The 16,900-nt window shown below is 49.5% G+C and carries 17 protein-coding genes; 11 read left to right on the top strand and 6 right to left on the bottom strand.

Going from position 1 to position 16,900, the window contains the following annotated elements:
• Positions 1 to 365: 365 nt before the first annotated feature.
• The 8 genes from DL94_RS0113200 (at position 366) to DL94_RS0113165 (ending at position 7,890) form a co-directional block, all read left to right on the top strand.
• Positions 366 to 578, top strand: coding sequence for a hypothetical protein (locus DL94_RS0113200; protein ID WP_028130574.1), 213 nt, complete (start codon positions 366 to 368; stop codon positions 576 to 578).
• Positions 579 to 667: 89 nt separating this feature from the next.
• Entirely contained in the window at positions 668 to 841 is a 174-nt protein-coding gene (locus DL94_RS16190) for a hypothetical protein (RefSeq protein WP_156031876.1), read from the top strand.
• Positions 842 to 2,010: 1,169 nt separating this feature from the next.
• Positions 2,011 to 3,639, top strand: a complete 1,629-nt coding sequence (locus DL94_RS0113190; protein WP_028130573.1) for a sensor domain-containing diguanylate cyclase — start codon at positions 2,011 to 2,013, stop codon at positions 3,637 to 3,639.
• Positions 3,640 to 3,769: 130 nt separating this feature from the next.
• Positions 3,770 to 3,949, top strand: a complete 180-nt coding sequence (locus DL94_RS0113185) for a hypothetical protein (RefSeq protein WP_028130572.1) — start codon at positions 3,770 to 3,772, stop codon at positions 3,947 to 3,949.
• 137 nt (positions 3,950 to 4,086) lie between these two features.
• On the top strand, positions 4,087 to 5,772 hold the full coding sequence (locus DL94_RS0113180) for a DUF4153 domain-containing protein (protein ID WP_028130571.1): 1,686 nt from the start codon (positions 4,087 to 4,089) through the stop codon (positions 5,770 to 5,772).
• A gap of 107 nt (positions 5,773 to 5,879) precedes the next feature.
• On the top strand, positions 5,880 to 6,059 hold the full coding sequence (locus DL94_RS0113175) for a YjfB family protein (protein ID WP_028130570.1): 180 nt from the start codon (positions 5,880 to 5,882) through the stop codon (positions 6,057 to 6,059).
• A gap of 80 nt (positions 6,060 to 6,139) precedes the next feature.
• Complete coding sequence (locus tag DL94_RS0113170; RefSeq protein WP_028130569.1) at positions 6,140 to 7,663, top strand: Y-family DNA polymerase; 1,524 nt, start codon at positions 6,140 to 6,142, stop codon at positions 7,661 to 7,663.
• Positions 7,660 to 7,890, top strand: coding sequence for a hypothetical protein (locus tag DL94_RS0113165; protein WP_028130568.1), 231 nt, complete (start codon positions 7,660 to 7,662; stop codon positions 7,888 to 7,890). Before DL94_RS0113170 ends, DL94_RS0113165 begins: the two co-directional genes overlap by 4 nt.
• 37 nt (positions 7,891 to 7,927) lie before the next feature.
• On the opposite strand, the gene DL94_RS0113160 is transcribed toward DL94_RS0113165, so the two are convergent.
• Positions 7,928 to 8,959 carry an AbrB family transcriptional regulator gene (locus DL94_RS0113160; protein ID WP_231464713.1) on the bottom strand — a complete coding sequence of 344 codons (1,032 nt, stop codon included), beginning with the start codon at positions 8,957 to 8,959 and terminating at the stop codon, positions 7,928 to 7,930.
• Positions 8,960 to 9,299: 340 nt separating this feature from the next.
• Between DL94_RS0113160 and relB the strand changes: the two genes are divergently transcribed.
• Positions 9,300 to 9,521, top strand: a complete 222-nt coding sequence (gene relB / locus DL94_RS0113155; protein ID WP_028130566.1) for a type II toxin-antitoxin system RelB family antitoxin — start codon at positions 9,300 to 9,302, stop codon at positions 9,519 to 9,521.
• Positions 9,518 to 9,790, top strand: coding sequence for a type II toxin-antitoxin system RelE family toxin (locus tag DL94_RS0113150; RefSeq protein ID WP_028130565.1), 273 nt, complete (start codon positions 9,518 to 9,520; stop codon positions 9,788 to 9,790). The genes relB and DL94_RS0113150 overlap by 4 nt, the downstream gene beginning before the upstream one ends.
• Before the next feature lie 45 nt (positions 9,791 to 9,835).
• Here DL94_RS0113150 and DL94_RS0113145 read toward each other — a convergent pair whose 3' ends face one another.
• Genes DL94_RS0113145 through DL94_RS0113125 form a run of 5 tightly spaced genes read right to left on the bottom strand, consistent with a single transcriptional unit; the run spans position 9,836 to position 16,038 of the window.
• Positions 9,836 to 10,411 carry a BsuPI-related putative proteinase inhibitor gene (locus DL94_RS0113145; RefSeq protein ID WP_037371961.1) on the bottom strand — a complete coding sequence of 192 codons (576 nt, stop codon included), beginning with the start codon at positions 10,409 to 10,411 and terminating at the stop codon, positions 9,836 to 9,838.
• A 15-nt stretch (positions 10,412 to 10,426) separates the two neighbouring features.
• Positions 10,427 to 11,989 (bottom strand): amino acid ABC transporter ATP-binding/permease protein, encoded by a 1,563-nt coding sequence (locus tag DL94_RS0113140; RefSeq protein WP_051586467.1) that lies wholly within the window; start codon positions 11,987 to 11,989, stop codon positions 10,427 to 10,429.
• Positions 11,990 to 11,991: 2 nt separating this feature from the next.
• Positions 11,992 to 13,632: a thiol reductant ABC exporter subunit CydD gene (cydD, locus tag DL94_RS0113135; protein ID WP_028130562.1), complete on the bottom strand. Its 1,641-nt coding sequence runs from the start codon at positions 13,630 to 13,632 to the stop codon at positions 11,992 to 11,994.
• Between the two features lie 31 nt (positions 13,633 to 13,663).
• A complete protein-coding gene (gene cydB / locus DL94_RS0113130) occupies positions 13,664 to 14,671 on the bottom strand; it encodes a cytochrome d ubiquinol oxidase subunit II (RefSeq protein ID WP_028130561.1) in 1,008 nt (335 codons plus the stop codon).
• Positions 14,671 to 16,038 carry a cytochrome ubiquinol oxidase subunit I gene (locus DL94_RS0113125; RefSeq protein WP_028130560.1) on the bottom strand — a complete coding sequence of 456 codons (1,368 nt, stop codon included), beginning with the start codon at positions 16,036 to 16,038 and terminating at the stop codon, positions 14,671 to 14,673. Before DL94_RS0113125 ends, cydB begins: the two co-directional genes overlap by 1 nt.
• Before the next feature lie 162 nt (positions 16,039 to 16,200).
• Between DL94_RS0113125 and DL94_RS0113120 the strand changes: the two genes are divergently transcribed.
• Positions 16,201 to 16,431 carry a hypothetical protein gene (locus tag DL94_RS0113120; RefSeq protein ID WP_028130559.1) on the top strand — a complete coding sequence of 77 codons (231 nt, stop codon included), beginning with the start codon at positions 16,201 to 16,203 and terminating at the stop codon, positions 16,429 to 16,431.
• The last annotated feature ends 469 nt before the right edge of the window (positions 16,432 to 16,900 follow it).

Raw genomic sequence — 16,900 nt, 5'->3', positions numbered from 1 at the left:
TGGACAAGGTAGCTGGTGGGAGAGGAAGAGGTGGATTCCGTCATCCTAAAAGTAACGCAAATTCTATGGCAGCAAATGTAGATGAAACACAAATGAAACTCCCTATCGCTGGTGGTCATAAAATCAATGTGTAATGCAAATTCTATGGCAGCTAATAGCGATATAGGCTAAGACATAGACAGGTGCTGTGGATAAAATTTGAACGTATTTTATCCACAGCACCTTTTGTGCATGCGCCCGGCGGCGCACGTTCTCTCGTGGTGTTGTATTTTTTTCAAAAAAATATAAACACTTTCCCTATTTCAACGATATAAAGAATAGAACGCAGCAAAAACAACACTCAAGATTGTGAGGAGGAAAACAAAATGGATGAGATGAATAAGAACAAGATGGACGATATGGAAATGGATAAGGTATCTGGTGGACGATGCAATCCCGGTGGGAGCAAGAAACGTCCCCGTGACAGTAACGCAAATTCTATGGCAGCTAATGTAGATGAAAACGGTACTGTAAATTCTATGGCAGCAAATGTAGACATAGATAAAACACAAAACGCAAGCGGTTGGTTAGGCCCATAATGGCTGGCAAAGAAAAAACCGGACTAATAGCGATATAGGCTAAGACATAGACAGAGGGCATATCATCAGATTGTAAGGAGAAAAATAAAATGGATAAGAAGTTCATGAATAAGATGGACGATACGAAACTGGATAAGGTAGCTGGTGGCGTAGAAATTGACTACGATAGTGTTCCGACTTATCGTCCGGTTAAAGATCCATCTGACCCATTCGGTTTTAAGAAAGCTGAAATGGAGGAACGCAAAAAGAAAATAGAGAAATAAAAAGCCGAAGAAGAATTGAAAAAAGAATTGATGGAGCTGGCCCAAAAAGGATTTAAGGATTATAACGATTACCTGAAACCGTATTAAGGAAAAATCCTGTAAAAACGGGGACTGGGATGAAACATGCGAAAGCGTTTCATCCCAGTCCCTTTTCGTGCTCGTGTCGGATGCGTCGAGGAATGCCAGTGGCATTCCGAGGGGACAGGCCTGTCCACCAAAGCTAAGGCTCCCTGCCCTCAGTGCCGCCCAACTTGCAAGCTGGAACTAACGGCAACGCCACGGCCTGCGGTGGCCGGAACAAAGCGAGCGGGAGGTGCGCCAGCACGTCCCGAACCCCGAACCTGACGCATTATCTTTTGAAACATGTTTACCCAAATCAAGATTGACTGGTCAAGTGAGTCCGTGTCGGTGACGACGTGGACAGGATAAGGCGGGACTGCGTACTGCTGTCCCGCCTTTCCTGTCCACCCAAGTCAACGGACACCCGTTACCAGTGACGGGTTATGTCCGGGCTGGTCTGCGGGGCGGAGTGACCGATTGCCGGAGGGAGTCAGGGCAGGGCGCGGTGGCACGTCGTGACATGACCTGACGGAAGGAGAAAAGAGGGAACGCAGCCCTGCTGTCCAGCCCCGCCTGACTTGTCAGATACGCAGCAGCTTTATGAGGGCGGGAGCGGTGTCCCTGGCGACGTGGACGCTGACAGGTCAAAGCGGTCGCAGGTCGCTCTGGTCGTCAGCGTCCACCAAAGCAGGGATAGCGCTGGGGGGGTAACACCCTAAATAGACAAAAAAAACCGTCAACTTGACGAGTAAGCTATGAACAACCTTTCCTGATACCCAAAAAATGTAGGGCCACTGTAGGGCCACCAGCGTTTATAATGGTAAGAAATTATACTAACTTATGAAATTGGTAAAACGCCGCACCCCTTATGTATCAAGGGCTTTCAGAGTTTATACTAAATTATGAGAGTAGCAATACAAGATGACATGTCAAATTTGGCGCTGATGGCAGGTGAGAGGCGATAGAGTTTAATGATTAGAAATTCATCAACGTGTCCCTAAATGCGGTGTTCTACGTATTCCGGGCTTGTAAATTTTGTAGCAGGATTTTGTTTACGAATGTTGAAAGTACATAGTGGGAAGAGTGGTATAAATGGGAGGGACATGAGCATGCGTTCCATACGAACAAAATTCACTTTATTGACGTTAAGTGCGATTGTTGTAGCGTTAAGTATCGCTACGTATATAGGTGTTTACTCTATCAAAACGTTGGGCAAAAGCGACGCTGACCAGATGATTCATCTGAAATGTACAACGGGTGCCATGAATCTGGAGGCTTATTTTAATGGTGTAGAGCGCTCGGTAGAAACGGTAGCTACCCTGGTGCAGGACAACTTTGAAACGATGCCCATGGAACAGATAAACAGTGAGATAGAAAACGTGCGTCATCTGTTTGGTAAAGTTTCCCATAACACCAATGGCGTCCTCACGTATTATTTCCGTCTCGACCCTGAATTCTCGAAGGAACATCCGGGTTTCTGGTATGTCCGGCAGAACGACATAGGATTTCAGGAACATGAAGTAACGGACATTACGCAGTACGACACCAATGACACATCAGCGATAGGCTGGTTTACGATTCCCAAATCCTTGAAAAAAGGGATTTGGCTGCCGCCTTATCATACAGAAAATCTGGGAGTCCGCGTCATTTCCTACAATGTTCCTGTTTACTGTAAGGGACAATTTGCCGGTGTAGTAGGTATGGAAATCGATTATGAGACTTTAGCCAAGGAGGTAGAAAAAATCAAGCTCTTTGAGAATGGCTACGCCTTTATCCTCGATGAGAATTCCAATGTTATTTACCACCCACAGATGGAATCAACGCTGCAGTATGGCGAAAAAGTGGCCATCGATTCACCTGACCAGGTCGTAGGTGACCATCATGTACGATATCATTTCGATGGTACATTGAAGGAGGCTTGCTGGGTGCCGCTGAGCAATGGCATGCGGCTTTATGTGACTGTACCCTTAGCGGAAATCAACAGCATCTGGCAAAGAATGATTTCACGCACAATTTTCGCCGCCTTTATCATTCTGCTCATAGCCAGTTTCGTAATGATGCGTTTCGCCACCCGTATTACCAACCCGCTGCATAATCTGGCCCAGGCCGCGCAGCAGGTTGCCGACGGGGATTATGATGTTGTACTGGAAGATAATAACAATGACGAGATTGGTATCCTTACACGGTCATTTATGGGACTGGTAGAGAAGACCAAGGCGAATATTGATAATCTCAATCGAAAAGTTTATTATGATGCGATGACTTCCGTGCGGAACAAAGCCGGCTATGGCGCTTATATGCAAAAGCTGCAGGATTTGATGGACAATCATACCGAGGGGCTGATGTTTGCCATTGGCGTTTTTGACTGTGATAACCTCAAATACATCAATGACTTTTACGGCCATGACAAAGGTGATATATACATCAAGAAGGCCAGCCAGTTAATATGCCGCACTTTCAAGCATAGTCCTGTATTCCGCATTGGCGGCGATGAATTCGCAGTCATTATGGAAAATGAAGATTTCCGCGACCGGGATAAGCTCTTTAATCTGTTCCGCGAATATCGGGAAGAAATATGTGCTGCAGCAGAACATGAGTGGGAACAGGCTAATATATCCATGGGTGTTGCCGTGTACGACCCCGAATTTGACCCGGCGGTAATCGACGTTGCCCGGCGGGCAGACAAGGTGATGTACGAGAACAAACGGCTCCGCAAAGAAAAAAAGTCCCGAGCATAACCGGGAATACCCTCAACTGAAAAAAATCCTGCAAAATTTTTTTAAACATACTACACACTTTTGCTGATGATGGATATAAAGAACAGAAAGATAAATCAACAACAACATAAAAGTTGAGGGGGTAATTAAAATGAAAAAGAACGTAATGAATTTCGCCGACATGGATATGGTGGCAGGGGGAAGTGCCAGAGATTTGCAGGCGGGCATAAAAGTGGTATTGAACGATAATACGATTCCTACTTGCGAGACGATTCCCACCTGCAGCAGACCGCGCCGTATTCCCTGGACGCCAACTATAAGGATAAAATAATTACGTAAAAGCAAAAGCCTGATCAGGTATATTACTGGATTAGGCTTTTCTCTGTTTTTAATAAAAATATAATGATAAGGTGTTATCATATTCTTCAGAAAATGGCAGGGGAATACTGAAGAAGTGGTGATAATTAAATGTGGAATAAACAGGCTTTTAATTTTCAATACCTCAGAGAGAACTACAAAGAAATAATCAAACAGGGCAGCAGAATGTTGTGGGAGCACTTTCCTGAGGCTGCCTTGCTTAATATGGTACACCTTGTATATCAAGGTGTATTTTTGCTGGGCGGCAATATTGAGGAGTCAGGTATTGAATGGATACATTGGACGGAACGTCTGCTATCGCTTATCTTGGTGGCGGTAGCGGCTGAGTTATGGCGCGAGCGCAGACCGCAATGGCAGCCGGGGAAATACCGCTGGAAAATCTGGGGGCTGCTTGCCTTATGGGGGGCCGTGCTGGAGGGCGGCACAAGAATATTGCAGGGGTTCGAGAATATGATGTTTCATATTGTATCACCCTGTTTTTGGCTGATAATAGTCTGTTATTTGCTGCTGCCCACCGATAAGGAACAGCAGAGCAAGCACCTGCGGAAATGTGTGTATACATTTGCGGCGGCGCTGGCACTTACGTCCCTGTTTGGCATGCTTATAACTACCTGCATATCGGCAGTGCATACTTTGCTGGTACCGCTGCCTAAGGAACTGGAGATATTTCTGGCTATTGTGGTGCCTTTTACCTTTGGCGTTTATGCCTTTTTGGTATTGTTGTCAACAACGAAAGCGTTAAACCTTGTATCAGATTCCTTTACGGCCAGGACCGTTAAGTACCTGCTGTTTCCCGGCTATGCGCTGCTGCTGTTGATTCTCTATCTGTATATTGGCAAGATAATTATTTGGCAGTCCATGCCTGTCGGAGAAATGAACTGGTATGCGTCGCTGGCCTTGCTGGGATATGGATTTTTCTACTTCTTTTGGAATGATACCGAGTGGTCATGGTTTAAAAAGTTTATGCGTTGGGCGCTTATTCTGTTTATCCCGATTCTTGTCCTGCAGTTTTATGGCGTGTGGATTCGCTATTATGCCTATGGGCTTACGCAATTGCGCTATGCGTCCATGATTTGTACGGCCTATGGAATATTGCTGCTGAATTTTGGTTTTTGGCGTCTGGGGATACGGCCTCTGCTGCTGATAGGTGCGGCGCTGCTGATGGTGTTTACCGTTACGCCGCTGAATGTAATGCGCGTACCTTTGCATAATCAGCAGGCACGTTTAATCGGACTGCTGGAGCAGGAAGGTCTGTATGAGGATGGCGAGATTATCATGAGTCACCCCATATCCCCGGAACGGGCGCCGGCTATCAAGAGCTGTGTGGACTATATCCGTAAGGAAAAATATCTTAAAGAGAGCAATGAGGCCTTTGGCCTGCAGGTAAAAAATATAGCTTGGAATGATTACTATCCCCAGACGAAAAAAGATAATAAGAAAAATCCCCCCCAGCAAAAAAACAAGGTGGTATTTGCCCCCAGACACAGCGGCATACCGGTAGAAGGTTATAAAGTTGCCTATACATTTACCATCAAAAAGAACGAGGCGGTCATAAAGCTGGAAGACGGCAAGGAGCGCAAGGTGAATGTCAGTCCCTATGTGAGAAAGTTGATGGCAGCTCAGCCGGAGGGCACGGGCAATAATAAAGTTTACCTGGACGAGGCTTATAAGGTGGATGACAGGTCTGTGTTGTATTTCACGGAACTGGTGGTAAATCAGACGGGTGACAGCAAAAACTATAAAATATCCGGCCGGGGCTTTTTCCTGCAGAAATGACGGGGGAATTCGTGAGCGGCAAAAAAATGCTTAACTTGCGGCTAAATTATTCGATATATAGAGTAGCACAAGGATGTGCTGCTCTGACTAGCTAGGAGGTGCAGACAATGGATATGAGTATCGCCGCAATGTCGGTGAGCATGCATCAGGGCCAGGCCATGCAGGACATGGGCATGGCTGTCCTCAAAATGGCTATGGATACTACGGAAACCGGCACCGAGGAAATGCTCGAACAGCTGGAAAGCCTTGACCCTAATCTGGGCGCGCTGGTAGATATTCAGGCCTGACGTAAAAACCTGTTGTCCCATAATGGGGGCAGCAGGTTTTTTTATGCAGTTTGTGCTAAAATGTAACCATGGACGAGAAAATGAAGGACGTATATATTGCTATCGACCTCAAATCATTTTATGCGTCAGTGGAGTGTCAGATACGCGGCTTAAATCCCCTGACCGCCAATCTGGTGGTGGCAGATGAATCGCGGACGGCCAAGACCATCTGCCTGGCGGTATCACCGGCGCTGAAGGCTTACGGCATTCCCGGACGGGCGCGGTTGTTTGAGGTGGAGCAGAAAATAAAACAAGTTAATAGGCAGCGCCAGAGCAAAATCCTCGGGCACAAGCTGGTCGGGGAATCAGTGGAAGATACTGAGCTGAAAGCCAATCCACAGATGGCTGTGGCCTATGTGGTGGCCAAGCCGCAAATGGCGAAGTATATGGATGTCAGCCGGCAGATTTACGATGTCTACCTGCGCTATGTGGCGCCGGAGGATATTCACGTGTACAGCATTGACGAGGTCTTTATCAATGCTGCTCCCTATCTGGCCAGTTATCATACAACCCCGCGGGAATTGGCTCTGCGCATGATTCGCGATGTCTTGCAGGAAACAAATATTACAGCGACGGCTGGCATTGGCACTAATCTGTACCTGGCCAAAATTGCCATGGATATTGTGGCCAAACACATGCCGCCGGACAAAGACGGCGTGCGCATTGCCGAACTGGACGAAATGAGCTACCGGCAAAAATTATGGAACCACCGCCCGCTGACGGATTTTTGGCGCGTGGGCAAGGGCTATGCCAAAAAACTGCAGGAGCATGGCCTCTTAACGATGGGCGATGTGGCCAGATGTTCGTTAGGCCGGCCACAGGATTACCATAATGAGGACCTGCTGTATAAACTCTTTGGCGTCAATGCGGAATTACTGATTGACCACGCCTGGGGCTGGGAACCATGCACTATGGCTGAGATAAAAAATTACCGCCCCTTGACGAACAGTATAAGCTCCGGACAGGTATTGATGGAACCTTATGATTTTGCCAGCGGCCAGCTCATTGTTTGGGAAATGACCGATTTGCTGGTGCTCGATTTGGTGGCAAAAGGGCTGCTTACTGACCAGATTGTACTGGACGTGGGCTATGATATTGTGAATATGCAGGATACAGAGCTGCGCCACAATTATCACGGGGCTGTGCATACGGACCATTACGGGCGTACGGTGCCCAAGCCGGTGCATGGTTCGGTAAAGCTGGAAGGATATACTTCCTCCAGCAGGAAGATTTTGCAGGCGGTGGTGGAACTGTACCAAAAGATAGTGCAGCACAATCTTTTTATCCGCCGGGTGACGGTGACGGCCAATCATGTGCTGACGGAGGAGCAGGTGCAAAAAGCTGAGCCTAAAGACGAGCAGCTTGCTTTGTTTACGGATTACGCCGTGGACGGCCAAAAGCAGGCGGCGGAAAGGGAGGCTGACCGCCGGGAAAAATCCTTGCAGCATACCATGATTGCCATTAAGGAAAAGTTTGGCAAAAATGCCATCTTAAAGGGCAGCAACCTGCGGAAAGAGGGCACCACCATAGCCCGTAATGACCAGATTGGAGGGCACAAGGCATGACAGATGAGCAAGCCGTTTGGCAAAAGTATGGCGATATTATCAACCTGCCCCATCACGTATCGGTCAAACACCCGGCTATGCCCCGCGAAAAACGGGCGGCGCAGTTTGCCCCTTTTGCCGCCTTGACAGGGTATGACGAGGTCATCAAAAAAACACAGGCCGAACATGAGGCCGAGGTATATAAGTACAGACATGGTGCGGGAGATTTTGGCGACACCGCCGAATAACAAAACGCTGCAGGCGATTACACGTCTGCAGCGTTTTTTACTGGAATTTGAATTTTTTTAGGATAAAGCGCACCACGTAGGGAAAGACCAGCATGATAAAGAGTAATCTGGTCAGCTGATAAGCGGTCATAGTGAAGCTGTCCGCGCCGACAGTCAAGGCTGTTATGCCCATTTCCGCCAGGCCACCGGGGGCTGTGGACAGGAAACTGGTGACAATGGTGGACGGCGTGCAATAGGCCAGCACGCAGCCCATCGCCATAGATACACAGAGAACCAGCAGGACACTGCCGACAAGTACCGGCCCCATGCCGTGGTAGTCGCGGATTTTTCGCAGGTCAATGCTGCTGCCGATGTAACTGCCAACACAAATCTGAGCTACATACAGGTAATGCTGGGGAATAATGGGGGCGGTGTGACCGGAGCAGACGATATAAACTGCCGTGGCAAGCAAAGGCCCGAGCAAATTGGCGGTGGGCAGCTTTATCAGCCGGCCGATTACAGCGCCGCTGACAGCTGCCAAGGCAAATACAAGGATATTTCCCGTAGACTCGCTGACGGCCAAATGCGCCGCCGGGCCATCAGCTGGCAATACATGAATGGCCAGAAAAGGAATCACAAACACCACGGAAAGCATGCGCATTGTTTGCATGATGGTCACAGCGGTCAGGTCAACATCTTTCATTTCCGCCGCCAGTATAACCATCTGGGATAAGCCGCCGGGCACACAGCCTAGCAGGCAGCTGGTAAAATCAATTTTCGTCCGGCGAAACATCAGCCAGGCAGAAAAAAGGCCGGCGCAAATGGTGACAAATGTGGCCATAAGCATAAATGGCAGCTGGCTGATAATGGCCTGGCCTGTTTCCACTGTAAAGGGGCGCCCCATCGAGTAGCCCAAGGGAATCAGGGCGATATTGCGTATCAGCAGCGGCCAGGTCAGCTGCTCTTTGCGCAAGAGTGAAGTGAGCGAAACCGCTGCCACCGGCCCCAGCGTCCACGGCAGCGGCGCATTGACCAGGGAGAGAATAAAACCACCACAAATGGCCACGCCCAAGGTAAAAAGTATTTGCAACAAGAAAGCCTCCATCCGGGCAGAAAAATATCAAAATTAAATACTATAGTAAAATGTAACGGCATAGACGGCCGTTGTCAATCCCTTGCTTTTAGGAAAAAGGCGTTATAAAAAAGGAAAATATTTTTGTACAGAGAATAAATATAGCAGGGAAAATAAAAAAGCCTGCGTAAGCAGGCTTTTAGCACACACTGTGCTGCCGGATAACCGACGATTTCGTTAAAACGTTATTTGAACTCGCTGTGTAAATTCTAAGGTAATTAAAATGCTGGCTGGCTCGAAAATAATTGACTGTTGAAATATATTCGTAGTACAATGTACTAAAAAGGAGGTGTCTGAAGTGGCTTTTTCAATTCGGCTTACTGATGAGGAGCGATTGTTGGCAGAAAGTTATGCCAAGCTGCATTCGCTTTCGTTAGGAGAAGTGTTCAAACGGGCATTGTTTGAGAAGATTCAAGAGGAGTATGATATAACAGTAGCTGAGGACGCCTATGCGGAATATATCAATAGTGGTAAGAAGAGCCGCCCTATTGATGACTTGTGGAAGGAACTCGATTTATGAGTTACAGAGTGGAAACTACGCCGCGTTTTGATAAGGAATTTAAGAAGTTGGATAAATACACGCAGCGCATTTTGAAATCATGGATTCAAAAGAATTTGCTTGCCTGTGATAATCCACGCGAACACGGAAAAGGCTTAACGGCAAATCTAAATGGTCTGTGGCGGTATAGAATCGGTGACTATCGCCTGATATGTGACATTCAAGATGAAGAATTAGTTATCTTGGCCTTGACAGTAGGCCATCGTCGTGAGATTTATGATAAAATCTAATAATGCAGATAAGAACAGCACCCTGCAGGCAAGGTGCTGTTTTCTTTATCTATGACCGAAGATAACGCCACCGTGAATCAGTATCGGTGTGGTATTGGCTGCGGTGTGGGTGGGGACTTTGGCCGTCAGGCGGCACGGAGTATTCAGGAGCCAGGTGGTTACGACAACTGCCTGCTCTTTTATTTTGCGGTAATCTTTGCTTTCGAGTTCGGCTTTGTGCACGATGAAATCATGGGGGGGAATGACTGTATTGGTGAGCGCCTGGGTAAAGGCCATGCCGTCAGACCATTGCCAGAGTTTGCGGCCGTGTTTGTCGGAGATAATGAAGTCATAGACCTGGCCGGTTTTTTGCTGTATGGTATAAGGCTTATCACTCGTGTTGCTGATTTTAAATTCCATAACAAGGCGCCCGTGTTTTTCCATGATGTTCAGTTCTTCGGTCAGCACATCATACTCCAAAGCGGCGTAGGTATTGTTGATTCTTTCACCAGAGGAGGAGCCGGAAATCGGGAAGGTCACGCCAATCCCTGTGCCAAAGCCGGCGTGTGCAGGCAGGGGCATGGCCATAAGGGCCAGTAACATTGTGGGAATAAGATAGTTTTTCAGTTGTTTTTTTGACATGTCAGATACACTCCTTTATGTGGGGGAAAGATTTATTACCTGGGAAAAACGGTGTAACTGGGGTAAATCGTGGGTTATGACAATGACAGTCTGAACTGTCAGAGTTGACTTGTCAATAATGGCATTAAGCAGTTTGTCAGCGGTTGACTTGTCAAGTCCGGCCGTGGGTTCATCAAAGAGCAGCACGGGGGCAGGACTGGCTAACAGCAGGGCGGCCTGGAGCCGGTTCCGTTCGCCGCCGGAGAGGCAGCAGGCATTTTCGCCCAAAGGCGTGTCAATCCCTTGGGGGAGTTTTTGGACAACCTGTGACAGCTGGGCTGTTTGCAGGCTGTCATGGATGGCTGCCTCGGTGATATCAGGATAAAGGTGTTCAAAGTTGGCACGGATAGAGGCGGCAAAGAGCCAACAGCCCTGTGGTATGGCGGCGATGAGGTCAGTAGGCGTGCGTTGGCCATAGTAAATGCTGCCGGCAGTGGGCGGCCACAGACCTGCGAGTAATAAGGCCAGGGTGGTTTTGCCGCTGCCGCTGTCACCGATGATGGCGGTGTGACCGCCGGGGACAATGGTAAAATCAAGTCCTGTAAACAAGGGGATGCTTTGCGGATAGGCAAAGGCCAGATTATGTACGGCAAGCAGGTGTCCGCTTTCTGTAATGTTTACGTCAGAGGCGTCAGCTTTGGCCGGAGGTGCCAGTCCGTGCAGGGCATTCTGTGCCAGCCGGAACTGTCGGGCGGCAGCTGTAAGGGGGGCAAATTCGGCAAAGAGTGTCAGCAGCAGTAGCAGATAGACGGCAAAGGTAATGCCGTCCAACGTGACGCCGATGGCCGGGATAAGGGCGCTGGCCAGCAGTATATAGCCGGCAGTACGCAGCAGCCCCAGGACTAAATCCGTGCGGTATAGTGTTTGCTGCTCCTGTTGCAGTTTACTTTGCCATTGTGCGCCTGACTTGTCAAGTCTGCTTATGGCCTGTGTGAGGCTGCCGGCGGTGACAAGTTCCCTTTGCCCTTGGACGTAGTCCAGTAAGGCACCGCGATAAAGGCTTTCACGTTCCTTGCTGACGTGCGGCGCAGCTGCTGCGGGGAGCAGCTGACAGCCCCAGGCCAGCAGGATAAGCAATGACCAGGCGTGAATATGCGGCCAGAGCAGCAGCACAAGGAGCAGGCTGGCCAGCAGGGTGACGAGCGGCGGCATAAGTCCGCGCAGGAAAAAGTTTTGGACAGTTTCCGCGCCACTTAGGAGCTGCTGGAGCATAGTGCCTTGTGGGAGCTTTTTTTCCGGCTGGCTTATTTTTTGACAGGCTATGTCATAGAGCCGCAGGCGCAGATGTGTGAGCAGGTTGAAGGCAGACTCATGGGTGAGATACCGTTCGCCATAGCGAAAGACAGCCCGGCCAATACCGCAGGCTCTTACGGCCGTGATACCAATGGTAAGGGTGTAGAGGGGCGGTGCCAGGGCGGCCTTGGTGATGAGAAAGGCCGCAGCTCCCAACAGGCCAAGTCCCGTCAGCAGGGCCAGCAGGCTTACAACCGTCAGCAGGAGAAAATGACCGGGGCTCAGCAATGATAAATTTTTTAGCATGGTCATTCCTCCTTGGGAAGATAGTCATTCAGGTCGATGATATTATCTGCCAGCTCGAACAGCGCCGGATGATGGCTGTTGATGATAAGTGTCCGTTGTTTGGCCAGAACGGAAAGCGTGCGGATGATTTTTTCCTCAAGTTGACGGTCAAGGCCGGATGTGGGTTCGTCGAGCAGCATGATAGGGGAATTTTGCAAAATGAGCCGGGCGAGGCCAAGCCGTTTCAGCTGTCCTTGGGAAAGAGGCTGGCCGCCTGCACCTAAGGGCGTATCCAGTCCCTGGGGCAGGGTGCTGAACCATTCCGTCAGCTGCGCAAGACGCAGGGCCTGATGACAGCGTTCGGGGGGAGCCTGCTGCAGGAGCAGCAGATTTTCCTGCAAGCTGCCTTGATAAAGGTGGGGCGTTTGAGGGGCGTAGGCAATAAGTTTTTGCTGGCTGTCCGGGTGCATGGTCAAAAGGCACTGGTCGTTTAGATAAATGGTGCCGGAATCCGGTGGCTGCAGGCAGGCCAGTATGTCAAGTAAAGTGCTTTTGCCACAGCCGCTGTTGCCGGTGAGCAGGGTTATTTGGCCGGCCGGGAAGGTAAGATTTAAATTCTGTAGTGTGGGACTGTTACGCTCGGGATAGGTGAAGGTGATATTAGCGAGCCGGATGGCCGGCGGTACCTGCAAGCTGGCTTTATGGCCGCTTAGAGCCGGCGGCGCGTCTGCGGCGGCGAGGTAGGTTTCAATTTCAGCTGCCGCGGTGTTAACATTCATGAGTGTATGAAACACGGCACCGCTCTGGCGCAGGGGACGATAAAATTCCGGCAGGAGCAGCAGAATGAAAAAGGCGGTGCTGAAGGCAAGGCGCCCCTCCAACAGGCGCAGGCCGATAACCACCGCCACGAGGGCAATGGACAAGGTGGTTATTAGTTCCAGAACAAAGGTGGATAGAAAGGCCAGCCGCAGCGCACCTAATGCGGCAGCGGCAAAATTGCTGATAAGCTGCCGGGCCGACTCACGGTGCGCCTGTTCCTGGGCAAAGAGTTTTAAGAGAGGGAGGGTTTGTAATAATTCGTAAAAGCCCTGTGTGAGTGATTGCATATTTTCCCAGGCGGCGGCGCTGCGCTTTTTGGTAATGCCGCTCAGCAGGTACAGCAGAATGGGAGCTATGGGCAGTGTAGCCAGACAGATAAGGGCGGAAAGGTAATCGGTAAAGGCAAACAGCAGCAGGTAAAACGGCAGGCCGATAATCAGCCCGAGCAGCAGGGGGAGAATGCTGCGGAAATCTTCAGCTAAAAGTTCGCAGGCGTCACAGCTGAGCTGTAAAAGCGTAGTATCGTTGTCAGCGGCAGTTTTCCGCAGGCCGGCGGTGTGCAGCTGGTGGCGTACCGTGGTAATGACACGGACGGCCAGTTTGTCCTGCCGGATATTTTGCCAGTAGCTGACAAGCTGCGAGCAGCACAGGCACAGAAACAGCACCAAAATACTTGGTGCTGTTTCCATGAAATTACGTCCCTCCAGGAAAACTGCATTTACCACACGGGCGGTCACGGCCGCCGCCAAGGCCCAAAAGCCGGCAGCGGCAAGTGACAGCAGGGCTGTGTAAACAAGGGATGTCTTATATTTTTGCCAGTATAGTCTAAAGCGTGTTGGTATCATAGCAGCCCCTTTACGGCAGGTAAGTAATGTTTTAGTGGGAAAGGTCTTTGGGCGTAACCCGCTGACGGAAAATGTAGTAAGTCCAAATCTGGTAAACGAGGACTATGGGCACCAGGATAAAGGCAGCCACGGTCATAATGGACAGTGTGTAGGGAGTGGACGCGGCATTGTGGATAGTCAGGCTCCAGGCCGGATTGAGGCTCGATACCATAATCCGGGGAAAGAGTCCGGCAAACACGCCAAAGGTAACGCTGGCAATGGCCAGACTGCTGAGGATAAAGCTGACTTTGCCGCTATGCCGCCAAAAGCGCAGGTAGCTGAGAACAAAGAACAGTGCGGTGCTGATAAAAAGTATCAGAGCACAGGGACGCGTCAGCAAATCTGTGCAGCTGCTGGTCATAAAGAGATAGCAGACAAAGAAGAGAGCCCCGAAAAGTCCCAGACAACGGCCCAGCCCCTGAATGCGCTGGCGCAGCCCTTGGTCAGCAAGGCGCAGCTGCAGGAAAGCGGCCCCGTGATAGGCGAAAACAAAGACAAAGACCAGTCCGCCGAGAATGCTGTAAGGGCTGAGCAGGCCGGCGAAGTTCCCTTGATAGACCATATTTTCCCCGATGGGCAGGCCGGCCATTAAATCGCTGACGGCTACGCCCCAGAGAAAAGCAGGTACAAGGCTGCCGGTAAAAATGCACCATTCCCAGGTACGCCGCCAGCAGGTACATTTTTCCTTGGTGCGCAGTTCAAAAGCCACGCCACGCAGGATTAAAGCAACGAGCATGAGAAAGAGCGCCAGATAAAAGGTGCTGAACATGGTGGCATATACATGAGGGAAGGCGGCAAACAGGGCACCCCCGGCAGTAATCATCCAAACTTCATTGCCATCCCAAACGGGACCAATGGTACGTAGTATCATACCACGGTCCTCATCACGCTGACTGATGAAGGGACAGAGCATGCCCACGCCGTAATCAAAACCTTCCAGGAAGAAAAAGCCGGTGAACAAAACGGCAATCAGCACGAACCAAATAACAGGATAGTCCATCATGCGTCCCTCCCTTCCAGCGGAATAGATGTTTTCTTAATGTAACGGCAGGCTGTGTATAGTGCTGCCACAATCAGAATAAGATAGAGCAGGGTAAAGCCGGTCATGGTCAGCCATACTTCTGTACTCGTTAAATTGGGGGAAACAGCGTCGGCTGTTTTTTGCAGTCCTACTACAATCCAGGGCTGACGGCCGCCTTCGGCGATGAACCAGCCGGCAGTATTAGCCAGGAAGGGCAAGGGCAGGGAAAGCGGAACAAATTTTAACAGCCAGCGGTAGGCAGCGAATTTTTCGCTCCAGGTAAGAGCGGCAACAGCAAACGCAATGAACATCATGGCGCCGCCACAGGCAACCATCAGGCGGAAACTCCAGAAAAGACCAAAAACATCGGGACGGTAATCACCGTTGCCATACTTGGACACCATTTCCGCATTGATGGTGTTAATGCCTTTGACTTCGCCGGATGGTTTGTTGTAAAGCATCAGCGAAAAGAGGGTGGGGATTTTAATTTCCGCGCTGTTTTTGAGGTTGTCCTGGTCAATTACGGCCATCACGGCAAAAGGAGCCGGGTCAGCATTTTCCCACAGCGCCTCCATAGAGGCCAGTTTCATGGGATTGGCCGTGGCCAGATACTGGGTGTGCATGTGGCCGCTGCCCATAACTCCCATTACACCGACAGCCAGATAAATGGCACCGGCGCGGAGTACATGACGGAATGCCTCCTGCGAGGCGGCGTCTTTCAGGTATTTCCAAGCGGCTACGGAAAGAACCAGTATGCCGGTGGTGGCAATACCTGAGAACAGGGCATGGGAATATTCGCCAATTACATAAGGATTAGTTACGAGGGCGAGAAAATCATTCATTTCGGCCCGGCCATTGTTGACGACATAGCCCACAGGGTGCTGCATAAAGGAGTTGGCTACCAGAATCCAAAAGGCTGACAGATTGCTGCCAATGGCGATAAGCCAGGCACAGAGGCAATGCACCTTGGGGGATAATTTATCCCAGCCAAACATCCAAATACCCAGGAAAGTGGATTCCAGGAAAAAGGCGGTCAGCGCCTCCAAAGCCAGGGGGGCACCGAAGATATCACCCATGAACCGGGCGTACTCGGACCAGTTCATGCCAAAGTGAAATTCCTGTACAATACCCGTGACAACGCCCAAACTGAAATTTATCAGGAACAGTGTACCAAAGAACCGCACCAACTGCCGGCATGGTTCCTTCCAGTGGGGGCGCTGTGTCCGTACATAGCAGGTTTCCAGCAGAGCTACCCAGATGGTCAGCCCCAAGGTCAGCGGTACGAACAGGAAGTGATAAATGGTGGTGATGGCAAATTGCCATCGGGATAAAAGTAAAGCCTCCATACAAATCCCTCCTTTAAAACTATTATGATAACTTAGTGTGAATATTCGCTTATTTATAGAAAGATTCCTGTCAGAGAGAAAGAAAAAAGTTGCAGATATGGGAGGTATTGGGCGGTTAAGACAGAATATATATAACAAAACTTCTAGCAGGGAGGAATGAAAATGAAGGATGTAAAGCGCCCCGTGCGTGAGGCTTTGCAGCAGCTGGAACAAAAGAAAATGCTGGAAAGCAGCTATGCTGAAGTCAACAAATACCAAAGTCTTATCAATTTGTTTGCCAATCTGCAACGTGCCTGTGAATTGATGGCTGATGAGATTGGCAGTCATACAGGTCAGAAACAGGAAGAAGTACTGGCAGAATTCTACGAGCAGGCAGGTATTGAGGTAGAGTGAACAGGTGTTTAAGAGGGCCGTTAAGGCCCTTTTTTAATTTTTTTATAACGCCGTTGTTCCAGTTTTGCCATAGGCAAAACTTCCTCTTGGCGTTTCAACGAGGCGGGAGATATGCTCGCTGCCTGTTTTGGTATTCGTGCCCCCACCTGCTGAGGTGGGGGACATTTTCTTGCCTCGTTATAAAAAAGTGTTGACAGGGACGGACAAAGCGTGTAACATAATACGAGTCGCTGACAGACACGGCAGGCAAAAGCCCGGCAAACCTTGACTGGTAATGAGTTTTTGGACGGCCGCAAAGCTTTGAAAATTTTCTAAAAAAGATGTTGACAAGCTAAGCTGAATGCGATAAGATAAGTGAGTCGCTTGAAACGACAGGCGATAAACAGATTGTTCTTTGAAAACTAAACAATGCAAATAATCATGCAACATGATTAAAGCCAGATGTTTGAGAAACTTTTAGTTTCTTATT

It is taken from the genome of Selenomonas sp. AE3005 (genome assembly GCF_000686945.1).
Taxonomy (GTDB): domain Bacteria; phylum Bacillota; class Negativicutes; order Selenomonadales; family Selenomonadaceae; genus Selenomonas_A.
Note: the sequence above shows the minus strand (reverse complement) of the source record. Positions and strands in the feature narration are given on the sequence as shown.

Bases quoted from the DNA above. Each gene is read 5' to 3' on its own strand.
- cydD (WP_028130562.1), bottom strand. From the start codon at position 13,632: ATGATACCAACACGCTTTAGACTATACTGGCAAAAATATAAGACATCC.
- DL94_RS0113185 (WP_028130572.1), top strand. From the start codon at position 3,770: ATGAAAAAGAACGTAATGAATTTCGCCGACATGGATATGGTGGCAGGG.
- DL94_RS0113175 (WP_028130570.1), top strand. From the start codon at position 5,880: ATGGATATGAGTATCGCCGCAATGTCGGTGAGCATGCATCAGGGCCAG.
- DL94_RS0113120 (WP_028130559.1), top strand. From the start codon at position 16,201: ATGAAGGATGTAAAGCGCCCCGTGCGTGAGGCTTTGCAGCAGCTGGAA.
- DL94_RS0113180 (WP_028130571.1), top strand. From the start codon at position 4,087: ATGTGGAATAAACAGGCTTTTAATTTTCAATACCTCAGAGAGAACTAC.
- DL94_RS0113145 (WP_037371961.1), bottom strand. From the start codon at position 10,411: ATGTCAAAAAAACAACTGAAAAACTATCTTATTCCCACAATGTTACTG.
- DL94_RS16190 (WP_156031876.1), top strand. From the start codon at position 668: ATGGATAAGAAGTTCATGAATAAGATGGACGATACGAAACTGGATAAG.
- DL94_RS0113150 (WP_028130565.1), top strand. From the start codon at position 9,518: ATGAGTTACAGAGTGGAAACTACGCCGCGTTTTGATAAGGAATTTAAG.
- DL94_RS0113200 (WP_028130574.1), top strand. From the start codon at position 366: ATGGATGAGATGAATAAGAACAAGATGGACGATATGGAAATGGATAAG.
- DL94_RS0113125 (WP_028130560.1), bottom strand. From the start codon at position 16,038: ATGGAGGCTTTACTTTTATCCCGATGGCAATTTGCCATCACCACCATT.
- DL94_RS0113170 (WP_028130569.1), top strand. From the start codon at position 6,140: ATGAAGGACGTATATATTGCTATCGACCTCAAATCATTTTATGCGTCA.
- cydB (WP_028130561.1), bottom strand. From the start codon at position 14,671: ATGGACTATCCTGTTATTTGGTTCGTGCTGATTGCCGTTTTGTTCACC.
- DL94_RS0113190 (WP_028130573.1), top strand. From the start codon at position 2,011: ATGCGTTCCATACGAACAAAATTCACTTTATTGACGTTAAGTGCGATT.
- DL94_RS0113165 (WP_028130568.1), top strand. From the start codon at position 7,660: ATGACAGATGAGCAAGCCGTTTGGCAAAAGTATGGCGATATTATCAAC.
- DL94_RS0113140 (WP_051586467.1), bottom strand. From the start codon at position 11,989: ATGCTAAAAAATTTATCATTGCTGAGCCCCGGTCATTTTCTCCTGCTG.